Raw genomic sequence first — 26,397 nt, forward strand, 5'->3', positions numbered from 1 at the left:
CGGTTCGAGTGCAATTGCTTTTTAGCAATTTTGTATCGAGAACAAGTAAAAAAGATATAGTGTAAAGCGCGACCCTTGTGGTAACGCCCAACTATTTCTTCATAAAATCACGAAGTGTTTTATAAACATCCTCTTGTATTTTCATATTTTCTGGCACTTCTCTTAAAGGTGCAACGGCCTTTAAACTTTCATGACAATCTGCTGGTAATTGTTGATATAATTGGGTGCCTTTGGTTTTCCAAGCAATCATTTCATCACTAACTTGTTTAATTACTTTAGCAGGATTACCAACGACTAAACTTCTGTTTGGAATTTTGGTTTCTGCTTTTACAAATGCCATTGCTCCAACGATGCATTCGTCTCCAATTTCGACATCATCCATAATTACGGTATTCATACCAATTAAGCAATTACGTCCTAAATTTGCTCCATGAATAATGGCTCCATGACCAACATGTGCACTTTCTTTTAACGTAATAGATTTTCCAGGAAACATATGAACGGTACAATTTTCTTGTACGTTGACACCATCTTCTAAAATAATTTGTCCCCAATCGCCACGAATGGCTGCGCCAGGACCAATGTAACAGTTTTTACCAATGATGACGTTTCCTGTAACTGCAGCCAAAGGATGTACGAAACTAGATTTGTGCACCACTGGTGTGTAACCTTTAAAAGAATAAATCATCTTACTTAAACCCTTTTAATTTTTCTTTTGTAAACTCTGACAGCACTAATTTTCCACTAGTTGCCGCTCTTTCGGCTAACAACTTATCCCAATCTTCTGTTCCTTTCCAAAATACTTTTTTCATTTCGAGCATGGCTTCTGTATTGTATGTGCATAAGTGTTCTGCGGTTTGTTTTACAGCCTCGTCCAATGCTTCTGTTGTGTCGAAAACATGAGTATATAAACCTTTTTGTTTTGCGAATTCTGGCGAATAGAATGTATTCGCATCTATTGCTATTTGCGACATTGCGCTTAATCCCATTTTACGCTCAATTGCTGGTCCGACAACAAATGGTCCAATACCAATATTTAATTCACTTAACTTAATAGAAGCAAATTTTGTTGCCATACAATAATCGGTTGCAGCTGCAAGTCCAACACCACCACCAACGGTTTTCCCTTGAATACGACCGATAATAAATTTCGGACATGTACGCATCGCATTAATTACGTTTGCAAAACCAGAAAAGAATATTTTTCCTGTTGCTGCATCGTTGATGTTTATGAGTTCTTCGAAGCTAGCACCAGCACAAAAGGTTCTGTCTCCGCCACTTTTAAGAACAACAACTTTAATAGCGTCGTTAGTTCCAGCTCCGGTAATAGTTTGCGCTAGTTTTGCAAGAACATCTCCTGGTAAAGAGTTGTGTGCAGGATGGAAAAACTCTATGTATCCTACTTCGTTTTTAATTACTAGTTTTACGTATGGTGTGTTCATATTCTTAGTATGTCAATGCGTACTTGTTACGCATTCGTATTTTTTTTTAATTCTTATTGTACTTGGAAAGATCCCAATCTAAACTCAAATCCATCCAATCTGGATTCCTTTCTGTTATTAGATTCTTCTTCCATGCTTTTTTCCATTTCTTAATAGTCTTCTCTCTTCTAATAGCAATCCGTATATCTGAGTGCTCTTCAAAATAAACTAATTTTTTAATATTATAATGTCCAACGTGCGTTCCAAAGGTTGCTGCTTTATGTTCATGCATTCTTCGTTCCATATTATTTGTTACACCAACATAAAAGATGTGATTTCTTTCGTGTGTTAGAATGTATGTATAATATTTTTTGGACATTTAGTTGTTATATATGCCACTGCATTAAAGTTTTCCGTTAACATTAATGCGACTGCGTAACAGGTGCGCAGTGACTTTATAAGAGACCAAATTGCTTAAAGTGATGATTCAAATGTTTGCGTTCTAAAAGATACGCTTCATATTTATTTAATTCTCCGAAGACTAAATTCTTCAATTTCGCCTCTGGATTCTCTTTATAAAATTCTATATACTTTTCTCTTTGTTCTTTAAATTTTTCAATTGCTGTTTCTAAATCTGCATGCTTTAAATCATCTAATGTATCTTTTTCTAACTGTGGAAACTGACTGTTTTTTGGAAACTTTTTATAATTATACAAACTATGATGCACTTTCTCTAAAATGATTGAAGGTGTAGCAATTTCAAAATCTTGAATTTCACCTGAAGCAATTTTATAGGTATACTCTAAATGCTCAATCATGTGTTGTGGCGTCATGATTCCCCATTTAGGTTTCGCATCTGCTTTTAAATTTGAAAGACATACATTTATTTTTTCCGAAGTCATCTCTACAAAGCTTTCTTGCTTTTTCTCTACCATCGTTAATATGGTTGCAACAGCTACTAACGGACTATCTTTTTCTGTTTTCTGACTTTCGGGACGGTTTTCAAAATTAGCATCAAAAACTTCCACATGCCATTTTACAATACCGCTTGGATGTTCTGCGGAAGCGACATCTCTATCTACTTTTTCTTTGCATGTTAAACGCACATAAATGGTATCGTTATGGTATAATGGTCGTAAAAAACGGATACTATCTAAGCCATAATTAGCTGCTACAGGACCTTTATTTGGATATACAAATAATCCTGCTGCTGCAGAAATAATGAAATACCCATGCGCTGTCCTCTTTTCAAAAATACTTCCGTCTAAAGATGTAATATCTGTATGAGCATAGAAGTGATCCCAAGTTAAATTGGCAAAATTCTGGATATCATTATCGGTTAATGTACGCTTATGTGTTTTTAGGGACATTCCTGGTTGAATATCTTCCCAATGGTATTGAAATGGATGCAGTTCTGCTTCCTTATATTTTGCATTTTGCTGGTAAATTCCAGTAATTTCCGTTATCGTTGTTGGTGAACCTTGAATGGCTGTACGCTGTAAATAGTGTTTTATGCCACGCATACCTCCCATTTCTTCGCCTCCACCAGCACGTCCTGGACCTCCATGAACTAAATATGGTAATGGCGAACCATGACCTGTACTTTGCTTCGCACTTTCTCTATTTAAAACTAAAATTCTACCATGATGAGATGCTGCATGTATCACATACTCTTTAGCAATTTTATCGTCATTGGTAGCAATAGAAGACACTAACGACCCTTTACCCATTTGCGCCAAAGTAATGGCTTCTTCTAAATTTTTATACGGCATGATGGTACTTACTGGTCCGAAAGCTTCACGCTCGTGAATGACAGTATTTTGAAATGGGTTATCTGCTCGTAATAAAATCGGACTAATAAAAGCGCCTTTTTTTGCATCTGCTCCAATGGTATTAATTTCGTTTAAATTACCGTAGACAATTTGTGCTTCTTTTGACAAATCGTTTACCGAATCTCGAACCGCTTGTACTTGTTGATGACTAACCAAAGAACCCATTCTCACCTCTTTTAATCTTGGGTCTCCAATGGTGATTTTATCTAGTTGTTTTGCTAATGCAATTTGCACATCGTCTACTAATTTCTCAGGAACAATGATGCGTCTAATCGCTGTACATTTTTGCCCAGCTTTAACCGTCATTTCCTTTCTAACTTCTTTGATAAACAAGTCGAATTCTGGTGTTCCAGGAACCGCATCTTCTCCTAAAATAGACGCATTTAAAGAATCGGCTTCCATAGTAAAAGGCACAGATTCTTGAATTAATCTTGGATGCGCTTTTAGTAATCGTCCGGTTTGTGCAGAACCTGTAAAGGTAACTACATCTTGAGATTCTACAGTATCTAGAATATTTTTAACCGTTCCGTTTATGATTTGTAATGCACCTTCTGGTAAAATACCTGAATCTATAATGGTTCTTGCAACTGCTTCGGCTAAATAGGAAGAAGAAGGTGCTGGCAATACCACAGCAGGAACTCCAGCCATCCAGTTGACTGCACATTTTTCTAACATGCCCCAAACCGGAAAGTTAAAAGCATTAATATGTACCGCAACTCCTTTTTTAGGTACCATAATATGATGCGCCATAAAGCGTCCACCACGAGATAAATCGATAGCATCGCCTTCTACATGATACGGTTGATTAGGAAACAATTTACGTAATGATGCATTGGCAAACAGGTTACCAAAACCGCCTTCAATATCTATCCAACTATCTACTTTGGTTGCTCCTGTTCTATAACTTAAATCGTAAAACGCATCTTTTCTTTTGGTAAGATATAATGCTAATTTTTTAAGCATGTTTCCACGCTCTTGGAAGGTCATTTTACGAAGTACTTCTCCTCCTTTTGTTCGTCCGTAGTTTAAAATTTCGGGAACATCTAATCCTTCTATTGCAACGCTAGTAAATGCTTCACCAGTTACTGCATCTAAGATTGGTGTTCCTTCTTCTTTTCCTGTTGTCCAAGAACCTTGAACGTAATGTTTTATCTTTTCCATCTTAATGCCCACGAAAGTGGGTATCTGTTAAATTAGACTTTTATTCTTTTTTGGCGTTACCTAAAGGTCGGGCTTTCCGTTATATCTTTTTCTCATGCTTCAAAAAAGGATGCCACTGTAATCCCTAACGCACTTATTTGCTATGTTCTTTCTTAGCCAAAATTTATTTCTTTTTTACTGAGATTCCTGCCTACGTAGGAATTAGTTAAGCCAGAATCCTTAAAATTCTGCCTGTAATTTTTCCTTCGATAGATTTTACATAACCATCTACAATTTTGTCCATAGACACTGGTGTATTTCCTGGAAAATAATCTTTGTATTTTTCGTAAGCATCTTCTACTAAATCTGAAGAAACCGCATTTATTCTAATACCGTTTTCTAACTCTAAAGCGACTGCTTTTACAAAACTGTGAATTCCTCCATTAACCATAGCAGCACTAGTTGTCATATCCACTGGATCATCTGCCAAAATTCCTGTTGACAATGTAATTGAACCATTATGATTTAAAAACTCTTTACCAATACGAACCGTATTTACTTGTCCCATTAGTTTGCTTTTTATACCAATATAAAAATCCTCTTCTGATAAATTTTTGAATTTATCCCACTTTGCATCACCAGCAATAGCAACAATAGCATCAAGTTTACCAATAGTTTCAAACATAGATTTAATGGATTTAGATTCTGAAAAATCGACATTTATATCACCAGAATTTCGTCCAGCAACTATAACTTCATGTTTTACTGAAAGTCTTTCAGTTACTTTTTTGCCTATGGTTCCGTTTCCTCCTATAATTAGTATTTTCATATTAAACGCGTTCTATAATTGCTGCATATCCCTGACCAACTCCAATACACATCGTAATTAAAGCATATTTTTTATTCTGTTCCTGCAATTCTAAAGCCGCAGAATATGCCACTCTTGCACCTGTTACACCAAGCGGATGACCGATAGCAATAGCGCCTCCGTTTGGGTTAATTCTTGGGTCGTTATCTGCCAATCCCCAAGCGCGAATGCATGCCAAAGCTTGTGCCGCAAAGGCTTCGTTAAGCTCGATGATATCCATATCCTCCATCGTTAAACCTGCTTTTTCTAATGCTTTATTAGACGCTTGCACAGGACCAATACCCATAATTCTAGGTTCGACGCCAACCACTGCAGAACTTACAATTCTAGCTAATGGTTTAAGATTGTACTTTTTTACTGCATCTTCACTCGCAATAATGGTTGCCGCTGCACCATCATTTAATCCTGAAGAATTTCCTGCAGTTACGCTTCCGCCTTCTTTTTTAAATGCTGCTCTTAGTTTTCCTAAAACTTCTAAGGAAGAGCTTGGTTTTATAAACTCATCTTTTGAAAATTGGATAGGATCTTTTTTACGTTGCGGAATTTCGACAGTAACTATTTCTTTTGCTAGTCGTCCGTTTTCTTGTGCTTTGGTTGCTTTTTGCTGACTCCAAAGTGCGAATTTATCTTGGTCTTCGCGAGAGATATTATATTTTTCTACTAAGTTTTCTGCCGTCATTCCCATGCCGTCTGTGCCATACATTTCGTGCATTTTCGGATTTACAAATCGCCATCCGAAAGTAGAATCGTATAGTTTAGAATCGCCTCCAAAAGCGCTTGATGGTTTTGCCATAACGTAGGGTCCGCGTGTCATGTTTTCAACTCCACCAGAAATAAACACGTCGCCATCGCCTGTTTTTATGGCACGATTAGCGTGAATGATTGCGGATAATCCAGAGCTACATAAACGGTTAACGGTTTCGCCAGGAACGGTATATGGCAATCCTGCTAAAAGCGAAGCCATTCGTGCTACATTACGGTTGTCTTCTCCTGCTTGGTTGGCACAACCCATGATAACATCGTCGTATGCTTCTTTTGGGATGTTTGGATTACGTTTTACAACTTCTTCTATTACTAAAGCGCCTAAATCGTCTGTACGAACAGCAGATAAAGTACCTTTATAATTTCCTATTGGTGTTCTAATTCCGTCTATTATGTATGCTTCTTTCATAATTAATGCCTGCGAAAGCAGGTATCTTATTAATTGTTATTCCTAAATATCTTGTTTCCTAGATTCCAGTTTAGGCTTAAATCTGCCCAACTCGGATTCATTTCTTCTATTAATTTAATCTTCCAATCTCTTTTCCATTTCTTAAATTGAATTTCTCTAATTGATGCTTTTTCACCATTTACGAATTCTTCAAAATAAACTAGATTCTCACAATTATATCTAGCTGTAAAAGATTTTGGGTAAACTTTTAATTTATGCTCTTTAACTCTTTCTCCTAAATTATTAGTTACTCCGATATAAATTACTCCATTTGGCTTATTTGCCATTATGTAGACGTACCAAAGTTTCATTTACTTTTTATTATGAGATTCCTGCCTTCGCAGGAATTAATCCCAATCTTTTTGAGTTCTATAAACAACGCCTTTAAAAAGCGCAACTAATTCATCTCCTCTTTTTACTTCAATAATATTAAAGCCTAATTTATTTTTTACGTTTTCTATTACTGATTCTGCAACTATGTAATCCCCTTCGTTCAATGCTTCAATGTGGTTAATGCTTGTCTCGATAGAAACTGCATATTTACCATGTGTGTTTGCTGCAAAACCGAAAGCTGTGTCTGCTAAGGAATAACTGATTCCACCATGAGCTTTACCCATGCTATTTAGCATTTCTTTTCTTACAGTCATTGCTACTTTACAGCGACCTATTTCGCATTCTAGGATTTCGATCCCTAGCCAAGTACTGTAGGCGTCTTGGGATAACATGCGTTTAGGGATGAGGTGTGAGGCAATAGGTTTACTCTTGGATTCCATTGAAATTTATTTAATTCTTTTAGAAATTTTAGTTCGTAAAGATGTTATCATTTTAGATAACTCTGTAATCAACTTTCGATTCTCTTCATCTTCTTCGGCAGAAATATAATTTCTCATTTGCGCTTTAGAACTACATGAAACACATTCATGAGCACTATGCCAAGCATTTCCCAAATAATTATAAAACTGTTTATCTGTACCACTCGAACCCTCAGCTATATTTAAAGCGATAGAATCTGCAGCTCTTTTAAATTGTGATGTGAGTTCAAATCGTTCTTCTTTTGGAAAATTTTTAATTAATTTACTTACAAACTCTCCAAACTCCATGGCTTTAGTGTAAATTCCTAAATCTTCAAATTTAAAATGATACTTCGATTTCCTCATACCTCAAACCTTTTTAATAAAACCTCATACCCGATTGGTTCATTTTACGTAACAATGGACTGCAACGGTATCTATCTTCATGGTACTCATTATATAAATCGTCTAACTTAGTTACACACCAATCGATACCTTTTTCATCTGCCCAAGCCAATAACCCTTTTGGATAATTAACACCCTTGGTCATGGCATTGTCTATATCTTCTGCAGATGCGATGTTTAAAAATAGTGCGTCTGCTGCTTCATTGATTAACATTACTAAAACTCTGTTGCATATTTGTTCTGCTACATCTTTATCTTCTTTTGGTTCTGGTTTTACAGCTCCTTCAGAATAATCATAATAGCCTTTTCCAGATTTTCGCCCTAAATAACCTGCTTCAGCAAAACGTTTTTGTGTGAATGCCGGTTTATATCTTGGATCGAAATAGAACGCTGTAAATACCGTTTCGGTTACAGTGTAATTAACATCATTTCCTATAAAATCCATGAGTTCAAATGGTCCCATTCTGAAACCACCTACGCTTTTTAAACTATGATCTATAGTTGCAAAATCGGCTATTCCTTCTTCATATATTCGTAACGCTTCGCCATAAAAAGGTCTTGCTACACGGTTTACAATAAAACCTGGTGTGTCTTTAGCGACTGCTACTACTTTTTTCCAGTCTTTAATGGTTTGAATGGCTTTTTCAAGCACTTCTTTTGAGGTTTGAATGGCTGGAATTACCTCCACCAATTTCATTAAAGGAGCTGGATTGAAAAAATGAATTCCGACACAGCGTTCTGGTTTTTGTAATGATGCAGCAATGGATGCTATAGACAAACTAGATGTGTTTGAAGCGATTATACAATCGTCTGCAACATAACTTTCTAATTCTGAAAATACTTTTTTCTTGATCTCTAGGTTTTCAATAATAGCTTCGATAGTAAGATTAGAATCTCCTAAATCTTTTAAACTATCTACATAAGAAATGTTAGATTGGATTCTGTTTTTTTCTTCCGTATCCATTCGTCCTTTTTCAATAAGACGCAATAGTATTTTCTCTAAACTCGCTTTAGCTTTATCTAAAGCCGCTTGATTGGTATCGTATAACTTTACTTTACAACCAGCAGTAGCTGCGACTTGCGCTATGCCGCTTCCCATGGTTCCAGATCCTATTATTCCTACGTTCATTTATTTCTTTTTTTATAGATTCCGCATCAAGTGCAGAATAACAAAACTGATTACTTATTTTGATGAGATCCCGAAACTAGTTCGGGACAAAGCCAATTTTTAATTGCCTTTGAAATTTGGTTTTCTTTTTTCAATAAATGCTGCAACGCCTTCTGCATAATCGTTAGTACTTGCTGCTTCTATTTGTAATTTAGATTCTAAAGCCAGTTGTTGCTCTAAAGTATTGGTTAATGACGCATTGAATGCTTCTTTAATTTTTCCGAGTGCTAAAGTTGGCATATTTGCTAATTTTAAAGCGAGTTTATTAACGTCTTCTTCAAAATTTTCTAATGGAATCATTTTGTAAATCATTCCCATTTTCTCTGCTTCTTCAGCTCCAATCTTATCACCTAACATGGCTAATGCTTGCGCTTTTTGAAATCCGATTAATCTTGGTAAAAAATACGTTCCTGCACTATCTGGAACTAAACCTATTAGGCTAAATGCTTGAATAAAACTTACTTTTTCGTGTGCAACAACAATATCACAAGCTAAAGCTATGTTTGCTCCAGCACCTGCTGCAACACCATTTACTGCACCTAGAATAGGCTTTTTAATATTTCTAATTCTAGTTATAATTGGATTGTAATGCTCTTCTAGTATTTTTTTGAATCCAGGATTTAATTCTGGATCTGTAACTTCTTTTAAATCCTGTCCAGCACAAAATGCTTTTCCGTTTCCTGAAAGAACTATTGCTCTAACGTCATTATTTTTTTCACAAGCATCTAATGTGTCGTGTAATAAAAATGCCATTTCACGATTGAAACTATTGAACACTTCCGGTCTATTTAGCGTGATGTACGCTATTTTATTTTCTATTTTTAAAAGAATGCTTTTACTCATATGTTTTTCTTTTATTGTGGATTCCTACATTCGCAAGAATGACAAAACACTATTTTTTTTTTATGTTCTCGATTCAAAATTGCAAAAAAGCAATTTCACTCGAACTGACGTATTATTAATACTTTCTATTAAGAGATTTCTGCTTTCGCAGGAATTTGATTATTTCAAACACTTGAAGTAATCAAATGGCTCTTGGCAATCGTCACACTGAAATTGTGCTTTGCATGCTGTGGAGCCAAACTGACTAACTAATCTTGTATTTGTGGAACCACAATTAGTACATTTTACCAATCGTTTCCCGTTTAACAATACCTCTTTATCTGCTTCGGCATTTAAAGGTGCAGCTATCCCGTAATCTTCTAATGCTTTACGTCCTCTTGGTGTAATCCAATCGGTTGTCCAAGCTGGTGCTAAAATTAATTCTATTTCGGAATCATACCCTGCGGTTTTTAAAGCTGCTTTAATATCGTCACCAATCACATCCATAGCAGGACAACCACTATAGGTTGGTGTAATTTGTACTTTAACTATGTTATTTTCGATAACAGCAGAACGTACGACTCCCATATCCATTATGGATAATACTGGAATTTCAGGATCTGAAACTTGTTCCAGTATTGGAATTAATATAGACTCTATGTTTTGTTCTGTTGTTGTCATATTCGCTTCCCGTGAAAACGGGAATCTTATTTTATTGTTTATCGCTTTAATTTGTTTACTCTTAACAAATCACTCGAAGTGACGTCATGTTTAACCGACTAACTTTTACTTTTTCGATTATGAGATTCCTGCCTTCGCAGGAATTTGTGTTACCATTCCATATTAGGATACGTTCTTTGCATGTATTGTAAATCGCTTAATAAATATCCTAAATGTTCTGTATGAACGCCTTGCTTACCTCCTTTTTGAAACCATTTTGATTCTGGAACAGTTAAAGTTGCTTCTTTTAAAACCGCTTGTACTTTCTCGTAGTATGCTTCTTTTAGTTTGGTTACATCTACACCAATTTCTTCTGAAACCATAGCTTTATCTGCTTCGGTTTGATGAAATAATTCGTCTGTGTATGTCCATAAACCATCAATAGCATCTTGCATTTTTTGATGACTCACTGCTGTACCATCACCTAAGCGTTTTATCCAATCTATTGAAAAACGCAAATGATAACTCACTTCTTTTATCGATTTGTTAGCTATAGCAGATAATGTTAAGTCTTTACTTTTCTGTAATTCTTGTAAAAAAAGCAAATGATACACATCGAATAAAAACTGACGTGCCATAGTATAAGCAAAATCTCTATTGGGTTGTTCTACCAACAAAACATTTACATATTCACGTTCTTTACGAAGCATTGCAATATCATCTTCGGTTCTTTTATCTCCTGCAATTTTTGCAGCGTATTGGTAATAGCTACGTACTTGCCCAAATAAATCTAAAGATATATTTGTGCATGCAATATCTGTTTCTAGACTTGGTCCATGCCCTGTTAACTCTCCTAGTCTTTGACCAAGGATTAAACTGTTGTCTGCAATGCCTAGAATGTAGTTGTATAGGTTTTGTTTCATCTTCAGTGCCCACGAAAGTGGGTATCTTTTTAATTACTTCTCGATACGATTTGTTCGTTCCTCACAAATCACTCGAAGTGAAGTTCTTATTAATAATGAGATTCCTGCCTTCGCAGGAATTTGTTACATGTGCTTTACCTCATCTGGTAAATCATAAAATGTTGGATGACGATATACTTTATCGTGAGCAGGTTCAAACATTTCACCATTATTCTCAGGATTTGAAGCTGTGATGTGTTTAGATTCTACCACCCAAATACTTACGCCTTCGCTTCTTCTTGTGTAGACATCTCTAGCGTTTTCTAATGCCATTTCCTCATCTGCTGCGTGTAAACTTCCGCAGTGACGATGTTCTAATCCGTTTTTACTTCTTACGAAGACTTCCCATAAGGGCCAATTTTTTGTTGACATAATTTTAATGCCTGTGAAAACAGGTATCTTGTTAATTATATTTTACTTTCTTAATTTATTATAGTTCAGATTCCAATTAATACTTATATCTGTCCAATTAGGATTCATTTCCTCTATCAATTGAATTTTCCAATCTCTTTTCCATTTTTTGAATTGTCTTTCTCGTTTCTCTGCTTCATTACCTTGTTCGAACTCTTCAAAATAAACTATTTTATCACAATTATATTTAGCTGTGAATGATTTTGGATACACTTTTAGTTTATGTTCTTTAACTCTTTCCTCAATATTATCGGTTACACCAATATAAATTAAACCATAAGGTTTATTTGTCATGATATAGACATACCAATAATTCATTAATATCGATTATGAGACCTCTTTTTTCAAAGAGGTATGTTTCTTTTCTGCATAAGCCATTGCTGCGTCACGAACCCATTCTCCCTCTTCCCAAGCGTCAACTCTTGCTTTCATTCGTTCTTTATTCATTGGTCCATGGCCTTTTACTACTTGCCAAAACTCGTCCCAATCAATCTCTCCAAAATCATACACTCCTTTTTCTTCATTCCATTTTAAATCGGCATCTGGAATGGTTAACCCGATTAACTCGGCTTGCGGTACGGTTTGATCTATAAATTGTTGGCGTAAATCGTCGTTAGACTTACGTTTTAATTTCCATTTCATGGATTGTTCTGTATGGATGGACTCTGCATCTGTAGGACCTAACATCATTAAACTTGGCCACCACCAGCGGTTTAGAGCATCTTGCGCTAATTCTTTTTGTTCTGGAGTTCCGTTTGCCAGTTTTATCATGATTTCATATCCTTGACGTTGGTGAAAACTTTCCTCTTTACACACGCGAACCATTGCTCTTGCATATGGTCCATATGAAGTATTACACAATGGCACTTGATTTATAATTGCTGCGCCATCTACTAGCCAACCGATTGCTCCCATATCTGCCCAAGTTATTGTTGGATAATTAAAAATGGAAGAATACTTTGCTTTACCTGAATGTAATTGTTCGTATAATTCTTCGCGAGAAACACCTAAGGTTTCACAAGCAGAATATAAATACAAACCATGTCCAGCTTCATCTTGAACTTTAGCTAACAATGCTACTTTTCGTCTTAAGGAAGGCGCTCTTGTAATCCAATTTCCTTCTGGAAGCATGCCAACAATTTCGGAATGTGCGTGTTGCGACATTTGTCTAATATGCGTTTTGCGATATTTTTCTGGCATCCAATCTTTAGGTTCGATTTTCTCGTCTCTTGCGATTCGAGCTTCGAATTGTGCTTCTAGGTTTTTTATTTGTTCTTCACTCATTGTATTAGTTATTAGTGAATAGTTTTTTAGTTTTTAGTGGATTCCTGCCTATGCAGAAATGCCATTAATTACTTTATATATTTACCAAGACTTAAGAATATTCACGATTCTTAGTTGGTGTGTGCGTTAAGGATTGCAGCGTTATCCTTTTTTGTTTTTCTCAAAAAAGATTTAAGCGGAAAGCCTGACCCTTGTGGTAACGCCCAAATTATTATTTAATGAGATTCTTCGCTATTGCTCGGAATGACATTTTTATTTGAGATTCCTGTCTTCGCAGGAATTTTACACATCGAAATCAACGATTACTTTATCTGTTGTTGGTACTGCTTGACAGCTTAGCACCAAATTTTGAGATACTTCTTTATCGCTTAAAGCATAATTTATTTTCATTTCTACTGTACCTTCCTTGACTTCACATTTACAGGTGCTACAAACGCCTCCTTTACAAGCAAATGGCAAATCTGCTCCTGCGCCTAAGGCTGCGTCTAGAATATTATCATATTCTTTAGTCATAGTGAAAGTAAATTCTTTTCCACCATCTACGATTATTACTTCGGTTCCTTCTACTTTTTGTTGTGCTAAACGTTCTGCTCTTTTAATATCTTCATCTGAAAGTCCGGTTACAAAAAGCTCGAAATGAACGAGTTCTTTTGGTAATCCTGCTTGAATTAGATATTCACTAACGTAGTTTACCATTTTTTCTGGACCACAAAGAAAGACTTCGTTTGTATCTGGAATATCGATAAATGTTTTGGTTAGCACTTGCATTTTTTCATCGTCAAATCGTCCGTTGAACAATTCGATATCTCTACGTTCTTTGGTTAAGAAATAATATATTTCTAATCTACCAAAGTATGTATTTCTAAGTTGTTCTAGTTCTTCTTTAAAGATAATGGATTTTGCTGTTTTATTGACATAAAATAATTTACAAGTTGCATTAGGTTCTGCAGATAAATGGGTTTTTATCATAGACAAAACTGGTGTAACACCACTTCCAGCAGCAAAGAATATATAGTTTTTAGATGCTTCTGGTTGTACTTCTACTCCAAAGTTTCCGCTTGGCGCCATAACCTCTAGAGTATCACCTGTTTGTAAGACTTCATTAACGTAGGTTGAAAATATACCTCCTGGAATTTGTTTTACAGCTACTTTCCATTGGTTATCTATAGGACTAGAACAAAGGGAATAGGAACGACGAATATCTTCTCCGTTAATATCGGCTTTAAGAGTTAAATGTTGTCCTGGACGAAATTTAAATTCCTTTTCTAATGTAGTTGGGATATGAAAAGAAACTACAGAAGTATCTTCTGTTTCTTTATATATTTCGTTTATTTTAAGCTTATAAAATTGTGCCATTATTGTGATACGTCTTAAGCGTATTTACTTTAATTAAAATCCTAATAATCATTAAAAAATTCCTGTTACAACAAGAATAAAACACAAACTAACACTTGTTAGTTTATTTGACAAAGTTAAGAAATATATTGCAAACTATTTGTTAATTCCCTGAATTAGGATTGTGCTTAGGTTATTTGCTAAATCGTTTGCGTTGAGGTCTTCTTTTTTAGGAATCCAAAGATAAAGGGAGCGCAAAGTGGAAAGCATAGTAAACATAACAATTTCGGGATTAACTTTCTTGATTTCGGAAGAAGAAACACCTTCTTTTATTATGCTTAAAAAAGTAGCTTCATAGTTGTTTCTTAACTTTAAATAATAATTTAAATGTTCTTCTAAATGCATCCAGTCGTTATTTAAAGATGCCATTCCTGGAGTATTATTGTTTGTAATTGTTACGTGAAGCGCTATAATTTGACTTAATTTATCTAGACTATTGTATTTAGAATTATAAATCAGTTCCATACCTTGGGTAAATTCTTCCGCTAAAGAAATAATAATTTCTTTTAGAATTTCTTGTTTTGAATTTATGTGATTATATAAGCTAGCCGCTTTAATGCCCATTTCTGTTGCTATATCTCGCATAGTAACAGCACTAAAACCCTTTTCTTTAAAAAGTTTAGCTGCGGTTGTAATTATTTCGTTTTTTCTAGTTTCTGTTTTCATATTGTGGAGGAAGATAAAGAAAATTTGCTGTAACTATTGTTACTTATAATTTGAAAAATTTGCTGGTACTTTGCCTAAAACAAAAAAATATGGGATTATTAAGTTTCTTTTTGGGGAATAATAAGGATAAAATTGAAGATTTTAAATCTAGAGGAGCCATCATTTTAGATGTAAGAACAAAAGGTGAATATAGCCAAGGAGCAATTCCTGGTTCAAAAAACATTCCTTTACAAATTATTTCGGGTAAAATTAAGGAGATTGAAAAACTAAACAAACCTGTAATTACTTGTTGCGCGAGTGGCATGCGATCTGGCAGTGCTGCTAGTATTTTAAAAGCGCATGGTATTGAAACAATTAATGGAGGAGGTTGGTTAAGTTTGAGTAAAAAACTATAGTTTAATAGTATTAAAGTTTATGGGCTTATATTTTTTTTCATAAATCTAAATTACACTAGTTACTGGATAAAATTAAATAATATATTATATTGTAATGCTTAATCAATAAATTTTATATTATGAAAAAAATTACTTTAATACTTTTTTGTTTCTTAACCTTTTCCTTTTTTGTGAATGCTCAAGACACTTGTGCCGGAGCATCAATTATTACTGCCGGAACATACACTGTACAAAATATAAACGGAACTGAAGGCACAACTGTTATTTGCTCAGGAGGCTCAACTACTGGCGCTGCTGCTGAATGGTATACCTATACCCCTACAACCTCTGGATCGGCAACAGTATCTTCCAATATTTTGCCAGCGAACTTAAACGGGGATACTAGAGTTCATATTTATGAAGGCACTTGTGGCGCGTTGGTATGTATTTCAGGAAGCGACGATGTAGATTACCCAGGCGGTAATTATTTATCTGAAGTTACCTTTAATACTACTGCAAATACTACCTATTATATCGTTTGGGATAATAGATGGAGTTCTTTTGGTTTTGAGTTTACTTTAACGGAGTCTATAGCTGTATGTATTGCTCCTTCGACTTTTGTAGCTACTGCTAATTCTACTCCTACTACATTTGATTTAGGTTGGTCTGATACAAATACAGGTACTCCAACATGGGAAATAGAATGGGGAGCAGTTGGTTTTTCTCAAGGAACTGGAGTTCTCGCTTCAAACATCACAACACCAAATTATATGTTTACCGGATTGACTGCTAATACAAATTACGAGTTTTATATACGTACTAATTGCGGTGGTTTTGATGGAGATAGTGATTGGGTTGGCCCAGTTGGCTTTAGATCTGCGAGAGATTGTTCGGATTCTGCAATGTTTCCATATTCTGAGAGTTTTACAGATGGAACTATATTAGATTGCTGGGAAACTGAAGATGTAGATATGATTAGTCCTGTATGGTCATATAACACGGACATAAATGATTTAAATGGAGATGGCACGAATGATAGTTTTATGGTTGTCTTTCCACAAAGCGCAACTGAAACAACAAAAGATGATTGGATTTTTTCTAAAAAAATGGATCTATCAATTAATAGTTCGTACGGAATAGACGCAATGTATAATGCATTTGACTTAAACTCTGCTTCTAACGAAAGTTTTGAATTGTATGTTACTAATGAGCAATCTTCTACTGCAACGTATCAATCTTTACTAGGAACCTATATGGGAATTACGCAGTCAGGAGTTTTTGGAGACGTAACTGGAAATGATTTAATTTCTCAAGCTTATATAGCTTCTGCAACATATACACCTCCAACAAATGGCACATACTATGTAGCACTTCGCGCAACGACAACTGCATCGGCTAACCTTTTAATGTTTTTCAATTTAACTGTTTCTGAAACATTAGGTATAGAAGAAATTGATCAGAATACTTTTAAACACTTTATTAATTATGATACAAATATTTTGACTTTACAGGCAACTACAAACATGTCTGATTTTATACTATTTAATAGTTTAGGTCAAGAGGTATTATACTCTAAGTTGTCTACAAAAAAGCACGAAGTTAACCTAAATCCTATTAGCACAGGTGTTTATTTCGCTAAAGTAAACATAGAAAACAAAATCAAAACTTTTAAAATGATTGTAAAGTAAACAACCAGTAAACATTTCAAAAGTATATATGTATAATTCTGATTTGCACATTAAGTTTCTTCTTATGTATTTTTCAGAATTATACTTTTTTAAATAGCTACCATCGTAATTATGGAAAAGAACTTGTTAAAGCTTTTATTATCACTTAGTGTATTATTTTTTTTTAATTGCAAAGGAGATGATGATTTTACAACATCTACATCAATAGATTTAAGTGAAAACACAATTATTTATGAGAATGACATTTACGATGCTTACACCTTACTATCCCCTTTAGGGTCAAACAATACTTTTCTTATCAACAATGAAGGTTTTGTGGTTAACAAATGGGAATCTAACACTTCGGCTTTAGTTTCATATTTAACAGACGAGGGTAATTTAATTAGAGCATTAAGACAAACTAATACCGAATTTGAATCTGGATTAACTGGAGCAATAGAAATATTAAACTTTGAAGGAGATCAAATATGGTTTTGGGAGTACAACACATCTAATTATGTATTACATCACGATTTAAGCTTGTTACCTAACGGTAATATACTTGCTATCGTTTGGGAATATAAATCTGCAAATGAAGCCATTCAAAAAGGACGAAATCCAAATTTACTTTTTGACAACAAAGTTTGGCCTTGCAAGATTATAGAGATAAATCCGCTAGCAAATAACCAAGCAGAAATTGTTTGGCAATGGTCTGTTTGGGATCATTTAATTCAAGATTATGATGCTACAAAAGAAAACTTCGGAGTGGTTTCTAATCATCCAGAATTGATTAATATTAATTTTTCTAGTGGCGATGCAAATTTTAATCACCTAAATTCCATTGCATATATTGAAGCATTTGATCAAATTGTAGTAAGTTCAAGAAACTTTAATGAATTTTGGATTATTGATCATAGCACATCTACAGCAGAAGCGGCATCCCACCTAGGAGGCAACAGCAATAAAGGAGGCGATTTATTATATCGATGGGGAAACCCGATAGCTTATAATATGGGAACTCCTGAAGACCAACGCTTATTTGGTCAGCATGATGTAACTTGGCTTGGAAACACTACAAATAACGGAGGTAACTTCCTGGTGTTTAATAACAATAAATACTCGAATAAATCTTCAATTGATGAAATTCTAATTCCACAATTACCAAACGGAACCTACGAATTATTACCCAATAGCATAAACCTACCAGAAACCTATAATTGGTCTTATGAAAATGACATTATATACTCTTCGCGACTTTCTGGAGCAAAAAGATTACCTAATGGAAACACTTTAATTACAAATGGTAGAGCAGGAACGCTATATGAGATTAACCAATTGGGAACTATTGTATGGCAATATCAAAACCCAATAGAAACTAACTCTTCTATTTTTAAAGTTAATAAATACGAGAAAAACCACCCTGCTTTTGATGGAAAAGACTTAGCTCCTTTACCGATTGCAATTGAATAATTTAAATTAATAACTATCTAAAATCAGTTTCGATAATTATAACTTAGATTTATAATTTTAGATTTTGAAAATCCGTTTGAGATCCAATAAAGTTTTCATTAGATTTTAGCGTCCAACCTAAAGAGTTCGTTAAGATATAGAATTTAGACAATTCGCTAATGAGTCTGTTTTTGGCATTGGTTTTTAAATCGGATGCTTCCACTTTTTTCATTAAAGATTGCTTTACGATTTCTTTTATCTCATTATAATCATTGGCTTCAAATGGATTTAAGAAATCTGCTTGCACATCATAATATTCAAAATCTGGGTTGACTTTAATTTCTTCTTTTGGAATACTAACAATGGTAAGTATTTTGTTTTCAGAATCTATTTTAAATTCAATTTTACTTAAATCGTAAGCAATAGTTACATCGGCATTTACCACAACTAGTGCTTTTTTATTGGAAGTAAAATATTGCCCGAAAATTTCTTTAGAATTTTTATAATTAAAAACTTCGCTAAAGTGACCTTCGGTAACAACAAGTTTACCAACGTTTTTAATTTGCTCTTGTATTAACATAGAGCTTTCTTGAAGTACAATTTTGTCTTCTTTTTTAGTATTACATTGTTTGAATGCAAAGAGTATTACCAAGGTAATAATGGCACCTAAAAGGATTTTACGCATCTTTCCTATTTTAGGGAAAGGTATAAAAAAAATGAATTAAATAAGATTATTCTTTTTTGCTTTTTGAACAGCTTCTAACTTATTATGCACTTGCAGTTTTCTATAAATATTTTCAATATGCTTTCTAACAGTTCCTGTTGAAATAATTAAGTTACTACCAATAGAATTATAACTCAATCCTTTACTTAATTGCTCAAGAACATCAATTTCTCTTTCTGTAAGTTTTATTTCTTCTTGTTCGGTTTTGTTATTAATTTCTATTGGATTTCTAAGTAGTTTCAGAGTTTTTAAAGCAATAGAAGGGTTCATTGCTGCTCCTCCGTTTATCGTTTCGAGAATACCTTTATGTAAATCTTTAGGATTTATTTCTTTTAGTAAATAGCCATCTGCTCCCGCTTTAATAGAATTAAAAATATTTTCGTCATTATCAAAAACAGTAAGCATAATAATTTTAATATGCGGATACTTTTGTTTTACAATTTCGGTGGTTTCAATACCATTAAGGATAGGCATATCAATATCCATTAGAATAAGGTCTATATTGTGATTTTCTTCTAATTTAACTAACAAATCAGATCCATTAAGCCCAGAAAATTTAAAACTTAGATCGTCAAAAAAAGACAATTTTTCTTTTACAGTATGTATAAGAAAAGTATTATCGTCTGCTATGGCAATTTTAATATTCATAAAAAGATATTTCTACTAATGTATGTGTTTCTTGCTTTACTTGAAATACGATGAATTACGTATTTAACTCTTTTGTTAATTTAATAACAGTTCCTTTATTAGGTATCGATTCGAAATGCAATGTTGCATGAATATCATTGGCTCTTTTTTTCATATTGTTTATTCCGTTACCTAAATCTACCTTTTTTAAATCAAAGCCTTTCCCATTATCTAAAATAGAAATTGTAAGTTGCTGCTTATTTGTACTATTGATATACACTTCAATTTTAGATGCATATGCGTATTTAAGGGCATTATTAACTGCTTCTTGAATGATTCTATAAATATTCATGCCTTCGACAGAAGTTAGTTTTAAATCTTTTTGTGTATTTTCTTCGGCATTAAAAGAGAAGGATATTTTTTCAGAAATCAAATTGGCTTTATCTATAAAATTAGAAATTCTAGATTGCAAATCATCATAGGTAATTTCACTCTTATTCATAGCCCAAATAGTATCTCTAAGCTCGTAAATAGTAGAAGTAGTGAAAGTGCTTATGCTGCTTAATTTTTTGTCTAATTTATCTGGTAGATGGAATCCATATTTTAAGTTATCTAAAGAAGAAATAATAAAAGTAAGTTGTGCGCCAATATTATCGTGCAAATCTCTTGAAATTCGTAAACGTTGTTCTTGCAGTCTATTTTGCGTTTCAATTTTTGCTAATGCTTCTTTAAGGTCGTTCTCTTTTTTAAGTTGTTGGTTTTTTAATTTTTGTTGGTTATAAAATAAATAACCTAAAAACCCAAGAATTACTGTTACTGCTATTAGCAAGAAAATTTGATAATTTCTTTGCTGTATTGTCAAGCTTTGTTCTGCTATATTTGCTCTTTGTGTTAAAATCTCTTTTTCTTTTCTTTCTGTCTCATATTCAATTTCTAATTCGGCTATTTTACTATTAGTATTCACATTAGAAACACTATCTTTTAATTTGTTAAAGATTAGGTTATACTTCAAGGCTTCTTTATAGTTTTTCAAAGAATCATAACTTTTATACAAATACTCTGCAGCATATTTTTGTAAGGGAAAATACTTGTATGTATTAGATAATTGGAAAGCTTGATCAAAATGAAAAGCGGCTTTATTAAATTCTTTTTTCGCAAAAAATAAGTCTCCAAAATATAGTTTAGAATCTGTAATACCATACACATCATTTCTTTGCTCTCTAATCTGTAAAGAGCTGTCTAAATACTTTTCGGCAAGGCTAAACTTCTCTGTATTTAAATATACATTTGCTATATGTGAGTAACCAAAAGGAATGCTTACACTATCTTTAATATGCTTTCTAAATTTTAATGATTTCTCATGATAATACAGTGCGCTATCCCATTGTTTTTTTAAACCATGCAACACACCATAATTATCATAAGCACTATAAAGTCGATCAAGGTTATCGTTATACTTCTCCCTAATTTTAATGCCTTTCTGCATATAAGCAAACGCTTTTTTTAAATCTCTGTATTTTAATTTCCAACCCAAATCACTATATAAATCGCCTATTTTAATTTGCTTATTAAATTTTTCATAGATTCTAATAGACTGTAAAGACAACTGAAGCGCTTCTTCATTTTTTGAAGTAAAATGCAATGCTAATATTTTTTGTTCAATAGATGCTGCTAATAGTAGACTGTCGTTTATTTCCTTAGATAAAAATATAGCCTTATCTGCTAATTTTTCAAAAACAGCAATATTACCAACAGCCTTATCATATGGTATTTGTAATATCTCCCGTATTTGATTTTCTTTGGAATATTTAGCAATAGAAATAGTTAAACTATCTAAATAGTTATTTTGAGAGATTGCATTATGCAAAAAAAACAAAACAATAAATGTAAAAAAATATCTTTTTGAATTCACAGAATAATAAAATGAAAATTATAATAGTAGTTATAAAAAAAAGCATCAACTACAATAACTTAACTAATTAAGATTGTGATCGATGCTTTTATAGATAATTGATTAATAGCAAGTTAAATGTAATGTAATTTGTTAAACTATTCTATTTTTTTCGACAAAACGATTATAAAAAAGATGAAGCGTAATAAATTAAATTATAACGCTTCACCTAGAAATCTTAACAACGATACTATTTATTTTTAAGATCCCTCTATGTAATTAAACAATTACACAGGCGTATTTAACGACTAAATAGCGCTTTAAATATTATTATAAAACTTAATCAAAATTAGCTCTAAAAGTTCCTTCTGTAATCATTTTAGTAGTCATTGCATCTGCATTATAACCTTCAAAAGAAAAAGTTCCTTCAACAGTTGTTCCATCATCAGAAGTTATTTCAATAGTACCAGAATCTAAAGTTCCTAAAGCTGCGGTTGCAAAATTAGAAGCCCATGAATTTAAAGCTGGTGAAATCTCTAAATACTGAATTCCGTTTTGGTTAGTAAGGCTATCGCCAGTTACATACGTACCAACTCCATTATAATTTGGTAAAGTAATGGAGATTGTGTTCCCGCTATTATCCCCTCCTTGAACAGCTAAAACACCATTAGTAGATTGCGCTCCTACAATAACCGATGGATCTTGAGCAGCAGAAAAATTTGAACCACCAACTTTAGCTGTTAAATATTCATCTCCACTTCCTCCTCCACTGCTTCCTCCATTATCATCGTTGGAACATGAAGTTAATGTTACTAGTGACACTGCCATTACAAATAGCATAATTTGTTTTAATTTTCTCATTGTTGCTTATTTTATTGATTATTAATAAGACAAAATTGCAACAAAAGGAATGTGTAAACAATACGATGAATTACGTATATTTAGAATACGATATGCGAAAACTTAGAATGAAGTATTTTTTGCTTTTCTTTTAATTGTTTTAAAAATTGCTGATGTGCATTCGAATTAGCGTGGAATGGTTTATGCTGAATCCCCTTTTGAATAACAGCAACTTCTTGCATTGTTTTTGATGTTTCAGAAGAAATCCAGACTTGCTGAAACGCATTCCAAATATAATCTACTGCTACATTATTAGGATGTATCATGTCCTCTTTATAAAAACGATAATCTCTAAGTTCGTCTAGCATGATTTCGTAAGACGGAAAATATTGTATTTGATTTTCGGCTTCCACCAAATTATGAATTGCAGTGATTAAATGCGCCTTACTTTGGGTGTTTTGAATAAAACCATCTTTAACATGTCTAACCGGAGAAACCGTAAAAACAACTGAAACTTTACTATTTACGCTTTTTATTTTACCAATCATATTTTCAAGAGAAGCTACAATTTCTGGAACAGTAAGTAATTCTTTTTGAAACTCTTTTTGAGGCACTTTGTGACAATTAGCGACAATACTTAGATTTTTAAGATGCCTGTACACCCATGCTGTTCCCAAAGTAATAATAATATGAGTTGCTTTGTTTATTTGTTCTTTTGTTCTTTCAATCTGTGTATTTAAATTTTCTAACAAAACTTCTTTAGACACATTACTTAATTTAGAGTGTGCGTCGTAACAATGCCATTGCTCGTTATGAAAAAAAACATCTTCGTCGGAATAGACTTTTCCCTGAATTGCATTAACAACTAAAGATGCAATAGCTTTTGGATGGAATAGAATCCCGAAAGGATTTACCGCAGATTGAAACTTAAAGTAGCCAAACTTATCTCCTATGTTTTCTGAAAAACACGAACCCAAAAGCAAGAGGTTAGCGTTATAATCTATTAGATTATCTTTCTCTTGCTTTAGTGGTATTTGTGTTTGAAGTTTCATAATAGATTCTGCATCAATAGCAGAATTTCCATATTATTCTATATATTTTTTTGCTTCACTAAGCGCTATCGCTATTCCTCCTGGGTTTTTCCCTCCAGCAGTAGCAAAGAAAGGTTGTCCTCCACCACCTCCTTGAATATGCTTACCTAGTTCTCTAACTACAGTTCCTGCATTTAAGTCTTTTTTGGCCACTAACTCTTTAGAAATATAGCATGAAAGCAGTGCTTTTCCATTTTGTTCGGTTGCAAATAACAAAAATAAATTGGTTTGATTTTGTCCTAAATTAAAACATACATCTTTAATTCCTGCAGCATCTAAATCTAGTTTTTTAGCTAAAAACTGAATCCCATTAACTTCAGACAATTCCTTTTTTAAATCACCAATAACATTTTTAGCTTTTTCTTTTAGTAAGCTTTCAATTTGCTTTTTTAAATCGGTATTTTCGGTTTGCAAGTTTTGTAATGCTTTTACCGGTTCTTTTGCATTGTTTAATAAATCTTTCATTTCAAAATACGCTCTGTTATTTTCAAAATAAAAATCTTTAACCGCATCATTAGTTATCGCTTCAATTCTTCTAATACCCGAAGCTACTGCCCCTTCTGAAGTAATTTTAAAATGCCAAATATCTCCTGTATTCTTAACATGAGTACCTCCACAAAGTTCAATAGATTGCCCAAAACGAATCGTACGAACAGCATCTCCATATTTTTCACCAAAGAGCGCCATGGCACCTTCTTCAAGTGCTTTTTCCATAGACACGTTTCTATTTTCTTGTAATGCTAATTTTCCATCAATTCTAGCATTTACAAAATTTTCTACATCTCTCAATTCATCTACTGTTAGCTTAGAGAAATGTGAAAAATCAAAACGTAAATATTTAGAGTGTACAGCAGAACCTTTTTGTTCTACATGCTCTCCTAAAACTTCGCGTAATGCTTGATGCAATAAGTGTGTTGCTGTATGGTTACACTCGGTTCTATAGCGTTGTTTAGCATCTACAGTAGCTTCAAAAGTTTGATACACATCACTTGGTAACTCTTTAGTTATATGAATTATTATATTGTTTTCTTTCTTGGTATCTACAATATAAAATACATTTCCTTTGCTAGATTCTATATAACCTTTATCTCCAACTTGTCCTCCACCTTCTGCATAAAAAGGGGTTAAGTTAAATACTAATTGGTATAATTCGCCATCCTTTTTAGAAACGACTTTACGGTATTTTGTAATTTTAACCTTTGCATTTAATTGGTCATAGCCAATAAACTCTTGATCTTCATCCTCTATTAAAACGGTCCAATCGTCAGATTTCAATTCCGAAGCCTCACGACCTCTACCTTGTTGTTCTTTTAATCGTTTATTGAATTCTCCTTTGTTATACGAAAACCCTTTTTCACGTAAAATCAAATCGGTTAAATCTTCAGGAAAACCATAAGTATCTTTAAGTTCAAAAACCTTTGAACCAGAAACTTGTTTATCTGTAGCATTATCAACAATACGATCTAAAATAGCCAAACCTTGATCTAATGTTCTTAAAAACGAAGCTTCTTCCTCTTTAATCACATTTTCAATCAATTGTTTTTGCGCTTTAAGTTCTGGAAAAGCGGTTCCCATTTTTTTACTTAATACATCTACTAGTCTATAAATAAAAGGTTCTTTTTTATCTAGGAAAGTAAATCCGTAACGTACCGCACGACGTAAAATTCTACGAATAACATATCCAGCTCCAGTATTACTTGGTAATTGTCCGTCTGCAATAGAAAATGCTACTGCACGAACATGATCGGATATTACACGAATAGCGATATCTGTTTTTTCGTCTTTACCGTAATTTTTATCGGTAATGGTTTCAATTTCACGAATTATAGGTGTAAAAACATCGGTATCGTAGTTAGATTGCACATTTTGTAACACCATACAAAGACGTTCGAACCCCATGCCGGTATCAATATGCTTGTTTGGTAAATTTTCAAGCGAACCGTTAGCTTTTCGGTTGTATTGCATAAATACTAGATTCCAGATTTCGACAACTTGTGGATGGTCCATATTTACTAAAGACTTACCATCAACTTTAGCTTTTTCTTCAGCTGAACGGATATCTACATGAATTTCACTACAAGGTCCACAAGGCCCTTGCTCTCCCATTTCCCAAAAATTATCTTTTTTGTTACCTTTTAAAATACGATCTTCAGAGATATATTGCTTCCAAATATCATATGCTTCTGTATCCATTTCAAGTTTATCTGCATCTTCGCTTCCTTCAAAAACAGTTACATACAAAATATCCTTATCAATTTTATATACATCAACCAAAAGCTCCCAAGCCCAAGCTATTGCTTCCTTTTTAAAATAATCACCAAAAGACCAGTTACCTAACATTTCAAACAAAGTATGGTGATAGGTATCATAACCAACCTCCTCCAAATCATTATGTTTACCAGAAACACGTAGACACTTTTGACTATCTGTAAGTCTAGTATTTTTTGGCTCGCCATTACCTAAAAAGTACTCTTTAAAAGGAGCCATTCCAGAATTTACAAACATTAATGTTGGGTCATCTTTTAAAACCATTGGTGCAGATGGTACGATGCTATGCTTTTTTTCTTCAAAAAAACTTAAAAATTTTGAGCGAATATCTTGAGACTTCATTTGTTTTTTAATAATCTTTGATGTTGTTAAATTGTCTTAATTACAAAACAATTTTTATCTTTGGTCGTTAGCTAATAAATATTAAATAG

At 33.5% G+C, this 26,397-nt stretch carries 27 protein-coding genes; 3 read left to right on the forward strand and 24 right to left on the reverse strand.

Going from position 1 to position 26,397, the window contains the following annotated elements:
- Positions 1–91: 91 nt before the first annotated feature.
- The 18 genes from Q4512_RS04105 to Q4512_RS04190 all read right to left on the reverse strand — a co-directional run bounded on the left by Q4512_RS04105 (position 92) and on the right by Q4512_RS04190 (position 15,035).
- A complete protein-coding gene (locus Q4512_RS04105; RefSeq protein WP_303421876.1) occupies positions 92–688 on the reverse strand; it encodes a transferase hexapeptide repeat family protein in 597 nt (198 codons plus the stop codon).
- Between the two features lies 1 nt (position 689).
- The gene (locus Q4512_RS04110) at positions 690–1,442 is read right to left on the reverse strand and encodes an enoyl-CoA hydratase/isomerase family protein (protein WP_303421878.1); all 753 of its coding nucleotides are present in this window, start codon (positions 1,440–1,442) and stop codon (positions 690–692) included.
- 46 nt (positions 1,443–1,488) lie between these two features.
- A complete protein-coding gene (locus Q4512_RS04115; protein ID WP_303421880.1) occupies positions 1,489–1,800 on the reverse strand; it encodes a GIY-YIG nuclease family protein in 312 nt (103 codons plus the stop codon).
- Between the two features lie 76 nt (positions 1,801–1,876).
- Positions 1,877–4,414: a phenylacetic acid degradation bifunctional protein PaaZ gene (paaZ, locus tag Q4512_RS04120; protein WP_303421882.1), complete on the reverse strand. Its 2,538-nt coding sequence runs from the start codon at positions 4,412–4,414 to the stop codon at positions 1,877–1,879.
- Positions 4,415–4,619: 205 nt separating this feature from the next.
- Complete coding sequence (locus tag Q4512_RS04125; RefSeq protein ID WP_303421884.1) at positions 4,620–5,222, reverse strand: short chain dehydrogenase; 603 nt, start codon at positions 5,220–5,222, stop codon at positions 4,620–4,622.
- A gap of 1 nt (position 5,223) precedes the next feature.
- Positions 5,224–6,432 carry a 3-oxoadipyl-CoA thiolase gene (gene pcaF, locus Q4512_RS04130; RefSeq protein WP_303421886.1) on the reverse strand — a complete coding sequence of 403 codons (1,209 nt, stop codon included), beginning with the start codon at positions 6,430–6,432 and terminating at the stop codon, positions 5,224–5,226.
- A gap of 29 nt (positions 6,433–6,461) precedes the next feature.
- Positions 6,462–6,782 (reverse strand): GIY-YIG nuclease family protein, encoded by a 321-nt coding sequence (locus tag Q4512_RS04135; RefSeq protein ID WP_303421888.1) that lies wholly within the window; start codon positions 6,780–6,782, stop codon positions 6,462–6,464.
- Positions 6,783–6,818: 36 nt separating this feature from the next.
- Positions 6,819–7,244 (reverse strand): hotdog fold thioesterase, encoded by a 426-nt coding sequence (locus Q4512_RS04140; RefSeq protein WP_303421890.1) that lies wholly within the window; start codon positions 7,242–7,244, stop codon positions 6,819–6,821.
- A 6-nt stretch (positions 7,245–7,250) separates the two neighbouring features.
- The gene (locus Q4512_RS04145) at positions 7,251–7,628 is read right to left on the reverse strand and encodes a four helix bundle protein (protein ID WP_303421892.1); all 378 of its coding nucleotides are present in this window, start codon (positions 7,626–7,628) and stop codon (positions 7,251–7,253) included.
- Between the two features lie 13 nt (positions 7,629–7,641).
- Positions 7,642–8,796 carry a 3-hydroxyacyl-CoA dehydrogenase NAD-binding domain-containing protein gene (locus Q4512_RS04150; protein WP_303421894.1) on the reverse strand — a complete coding sequence of 385 codons (1,155 nt, stop codon included), beginning with the start codon at positions 8,794–8,796 and terminating at the stop codon, positions 7,642–7,644.
- A gap of 99 nt (positions 8,797–8,895) precedes the next feature.
- Entirely contained in the window at positions 8,896–9,678 is a 783-nt protein-coding gene (locus Q4512_RS04155; RefSeq protein WP_303421897.1) for an enoyl-CoA hydratase-related protein, read from the reverse strand.
- A 159-nt stretch (positions 9,679–9,837) separates the two neighbouring features.
- Entirely contained in the window at positions 9,838–10,338 is a 501-nt protein-coding gene (gene paaD / locus Q4512_RS04160; RefSeq protein ID WP_303421899.1) for a 1,2-phenylacetyl-CoA epoxidase subunit PaaD, read from the reverse strand.
- A gap of 149 nt (positions 10,339–10,487) precedes the next feature.
- Positions 10,488–11,240, reverse strand: a complete 753-nt coding sequence (gene paaC, locus Q4512_RS04165; RefSeq protein WP_303421901.1) for a 1,2-phenylacetyl-CoA epoxidase subunit PaaC — start codon at positions 11,238–11,240, stop codon at positions 10,488–10,490.
- A 123-nt stretch (positions 11,241–11,363) separates the two neighbouring features.
- Positions 11,364–11,651: a 1,2-phenylacetyl-CoA epoxidase subunit PaaB gene (gene paaB, locus Q4512_RS04170; protein ID WP_303421903.1), complete on the reverse strand. Its 288-nt coding sequence runs from the start codon at positions 11,649–11,651 to the stop codon at positions 11,364–11,366.
- Between the two features lie 42 nt (positions 11,652–11,693).
- Positions 11,694–12,008, reverse strand: coding sequence for a GIY-YIG nuclease family protein (locus tag Q4512_RS04175; RefSeq protein WP_303421905.1), 315 nt, complete (start codon positions 12,006–12,008; stop codon positions 11,694–11,696).
- Positions 12,009–12,017: 9 nt separating this feature from the next.
- A complete protein-coding gene (gene paaA, locus Q4512_RS04180; RefSeq protein ID WP_303421907.1) occupies positions 12,018–12,974 on the reverse strand; it encodes a 1,2-phenylacetyl-CoA epoxidase subunit PaaA in 957 nt (318 codons plus the stop codon).
- A 282-nt stretch (positions 12,975–13,256) separates the two neighbouring features.
- Positions 13,257–14,330 carry a 2Fe-2S iron-sulfur cluster-binding protein gene (locus Q4512_RS04185; protein ID WP_303421908.1) on the reverse strand — a complete coding sequence of 358 codons (1,074 nt, stop codon included), beginning with the start codon at positions 14,328–14,330 and terminating at the stop codon, positions 13,257–13,259.
- 135 nt (positions 14,331–14,465) lie between these two features.
- Positions 14,466–15,035: a TetR/AcrR family transcriptional regulator gene (locus tag Q4512_RS04190; RefSeq protein WP_303421910.1), complete on the reverse strand. Its 570-nt coding sequence runs from the start codon at positions 15,033–15,035 to the stop codon at positions 14,466–14,468.
- A gap of 89 nt (positions 15,036–15,124) precedes the next feature.
- Here Q4512_RS04190 and Q4512_RS04195 point away from each other — a divergent pair, with 89 nt between their 5' ends.
- The 3 genes from Q4512_RS04195 to Q4512_RS04205 all read left to right on the forward strand — a co-directional run bounded on the left by Q4512_RS04195 (position 15,125) and on the right by Q4512_RS04205 (position 18,546).
- A complete protein-coding gene (locus Q4512_RS04195) occupies positions 15,125–15,430 on the forward strand; it encodes a rhodanese-like domain-containing protein (protein ID WP_303421912.1) in 306 nt (101 codons plus the stop codon).
- A gap of 119 nt (positions 15,431–15,549) precedes the next feature.
- On the forward strand, positions 15,550–17,097 hold the full coding sequence (locus Q4512_RS04200; protein WP_303421914.1) for a T9SS type A sorting domain-containing protein: 1,548 nt from the start codon (positions 15,550–15,552) through the stop codon (positions 17,095–17,097).
- Between the two features lie 111 nt (positions 17,098–17,208).
- Complete coding sequence (locus tag Q4512_RS04205) at positions 17,209–18,546, forward strand: aryl-sulfate sulfotransferase (protein ID WP_303421916.1); 1,338 nt, start codon at positions 17,209–17,211, stop codon at positions 18,544–18,546.
- 49 nt (positions 18,547–18,595) lie between these two features.
- On the opposite strand, the gene Q4512_RS04210 is transcribed toward Q4512_RS04205, so the two are convergent.
- From Q4512_RS04210 to alaS, 6 genes are all read right to left on the reverse strand, one after another.
- Positions 18,596–19,210, reverse strand: a complete 615-nt coding sequence (locus Q4512_RS04210) for a DUF4230 domain-containing protein (protein ID WP_303421918.1) — start codon at positions 19,208–19,210, stop codon at positions 18,596–18,598.
- A 36-nt stretch (positions 19,211–19,246) separates the two neighbouring features.
- Complete coding sequence (locus tag Q4512_RS04215; protein ID WP_303421920.1) at positions 19,247–19,897, reverse strand: response regulator transcription factor; 651 nt, start codon at positions 19,895–19,897, stop codon at positions 19,247–19,249.
- A 55-nt stretch (positions 19,898–19,952) separates the two neighbouring features.
- Positions 19,953–21,743 (reverse strand): tetratricopeptide repeat-containing sensor histidine kinase, encoded by a 1,791-nt coding sequence (locus Q4512_RS04220; protein ID WP_303421921.1) that lies wholly within the window; start codon positions 21,741–21,743, stop codon positions 19,953–19,955.
- Positions 21,744–22,106: 363 nt separating this feature from the next.
- Positions 22,107–22,628 (reverse strand): DUF6252 family protein, encoded by a 522-nt coding sequence (locus tag Q4512_RS04225; RefSeq protein ID WP_303421923.1) that lies wholly within the window; start codon positions 22,626–22,628, stop codon positions 22,107–22,109.
- 80 nt (positions 22,629–22,708) lie between these two features.
- On the reverse strand, positions 22,709–23,659 hold the full coding sequence (locus Q4512_RS04230; protein ID WP_303421925.1) for a GSCFA domain-containing protein: 951 nt from the start codon (positions 23,657–23,659) through the stop codon (positions 22,709–22,711).
- Between the two features lie 33 nt (positions 23,660–23,692).
- Positions 23,693–26,308, reverse strand: a complete 2,616-nt coding sequence (gene alaS, locus Q4512_RS04235; RefSeq protein WP_303421927.1) for an alanine--tRNA ligase — start codon at positions 26,306–26,308, stop codon at positions 23,693–23,695.
- Positions 26,309–26,397 lie beyond the last annotated feature (89 nt).

This window comes from Oceanihabitans sp. 2_MG-2023 (assembly GCF_030547245.1).
GTDB lineage: Bacteria > Bacteroidota > Bacteroidia > Flavobacteriales > Flavobacteriaceae > Oceanihabitans.